Below are 2,143 nucleotides of genomic sequence, written 5' to 3'. Positions count from 1 at the left end.
ATCAGTAGAATTGCTTTCTCCTAAGTGTACTTAACTGGACTGATAACCGCTATAGCACCGCCAAAACAAGTGTTCTGATTTCTAGCTTTGCTATTGATAAAAGACAAAAAGCACGAGAGTTATTTATGGTGCTGGCAGAACGAATGGATTTTAACCCAGAATTAAATGTGCGAATGTTTCTTAACGTTAATCGACCACACAATAATGAAGTACCAACATCTACTTTACTACGGGAGTTTGCCAATAGTTTTCGCCAAGATATTTGGCCAGGAAAAAGACTACCTGAAGTATTTCACGATCCGCGATCGCTGGCAGTGGGTGTGGAATCAAAAGCTTGTTTACACGCCAAATGTGTTGTTGTAGATAAGGAGCGTGTACTTGTTACCTCCGCCAATTTTACAGAAGCGGCTCACGAGCGCAATATCGAAGCTGGTGTATTACTTAATGACCCAGTAACGGCTATTGCTTTGCAAATGCAATTTGAGAGCTTGGTTACAAGAAATATACTATGTCGAATTCCTGGAATTTAAATATTTAAAGTAACATCTTATGTCTACATTTGATTCTACCAAGACAAGTCTAGCCACTTTACTAAACGATATCGTAGTTGGCAAAATTCAACTGCCCGATTTTCAACGAGGGTGGGTTTGGGATGATGAACATATCCGCTCTCTGTTAGTAAGTATTGCTCGTGCCTTTCCTGTCGGAGCAATCATGTTACTAGAGGCAGGTGGTGATGCTAAGTTCAAAGCGCGTCCCATTGAAGGAGTAGAGCTAACAAAAGCAATACTTAGCAAATTAGAAAAGTTGATTCTTGATGGGCAACAGAGACTGACTTCATTAACGCAAGTGTTAATGTTTACACAACCAGTACAAACTCGTGACTACAAGAAAAAATTACTTCATCGCTATTACTACATTGATATCGAAACAGCCCTATTAGGAAAAGAGCATTATGAAAGTGCGATTATTAGCGTTGACACTGATCGCACTGTGCGAGAAAATTTTGGACGTGATTTAAAGCTGGATCTCAGCACTCCAGAAAAGGAATATGAGAACTTTTACTTTCCTTGTAACCAGCTCCTTAACTCTGATGAGTGGGAGGAGGGATTGCTTGCCTACGACGTTACAAAGTTCGGGCGATATGCTCAATTCCGTAAACAGGTTGTGAATGAATTTCGTAACTATAACATTCCGATCATTGAACTCAGCAAGGAAAACAAGAAAGAAGCAGTCTGCCTTGTCTTTGAGAAAGTCAATACCGGAGGTGTTTCCCTCTCGGTATTTGAACTCATGACTGCCACTTACGCTATTGATAATGTAAACCTGCGGGATGAATGGTTTGGTAATGCTCACGAAGGTATCGAAGGTACTCAACCGCATCTAAGAAAGCAAAGTTTATTACGCGAGGTTCAACCTACTGAGTTTCTTCAAGGATTGACACTACTGCATACTTGGGATAAACGAAGGGAAGACTTAAAGGCGGGAAAAACTGGCAAGCAAATAACAGGTGTGACTGCCAAGCGCGAAGCAGTTTTGTCTTTACCTCTAGATGCTTACCAAAAATGGAAACAGCCTCTTACAGAGGGTTACTGGAAAGCAGCTAAATTTCTACGTCAAGAATCGTTTTTCTCTACCAACGATTTACCCTACCGTACCCAACTTGTTCCGCTTGCCGTGGTCATGGCATTCCTTGGCGATCGCTGGCTTGAACCGAAAATCTACGATAAAATCGCTCGTTGGTTTTGGTGTGGTATCCTCGGCGAATTGTACGGCGGGGCAGTTGAAACTCGTATAGCTCTGGACATCCAGGAACTTATAGACTGGATTGAGGGTGGCAAGGAAGAACCTTCAACTGTTAGGGATGCTAACTTCCAGCCTACGCGGTTAGGTACTTTACGTTCCCGCAATAGCGCTGCATACAAAGGGATCAATGTTTTAGTTCAGCGTGAAGGCGCTCAAGACTTCTTCTGGAAAGTTGCAATACGAGATTTGGATGAAACCGATTGGGAGGAGCGCAAACTCGATATTCATCACATTTTCCCCAGTAATTGGTGTGATAAGAACGATATTCCCCCATCTCGCTATAACCCGGATTTCTCACAAACTCAGAAAAAACCGGAGCGTAAAACTGATAAAATGT

At 42.1% G+C, this 2,143-nt stretch carries 2 protein-coding genes; both read left to right on the top strand.

All coding sequences use genetic code 11. The features are described from left to right. Positions 1-125: 125 nt before the first annotated feature. Entirely contained in the window at positions 126-530 is a 405-nt protein-coding gene (locus ACM0OY_RS40180; RefSeq protein ID WP_414574267.1) for a phospholipase D-like domain-containing protein, read from the top strand. 19 nt (positions 531-549) lie between these two features. Next, the coding region (locus ACM0OY_RS40175) for a GmrSD restriction endonuclease domain-containing protein (protein WP_414574266.1) at positions 550-2,143 on the top strand (1,594 nt) is incomplete at its 3' end.

Source organism: Nostoc sp. CCY 9925 (assembly GCF_963920935.1).
Taxonomy (GTDB): domain Bacteria; phylum Cyanobacteriota; class Cyanobacteriia; order Cyanobacteriales; family Nostocaceae; genus Nostoc.
Note: the sequence above shows the minus strand (reverse complement) of the source record. Positions and strands in the feature narration are given on the sequence as shown.

Excerpts from the sequence above, each read along its gene's own strand:
- ACM0OY_RS40180 (WP_414574267.1), top strand. The coding sequence starts at position 126 with ATGGTGCTGGCAGAACGAATGGATTTTAACCCAGAATTAAATGTGCGA.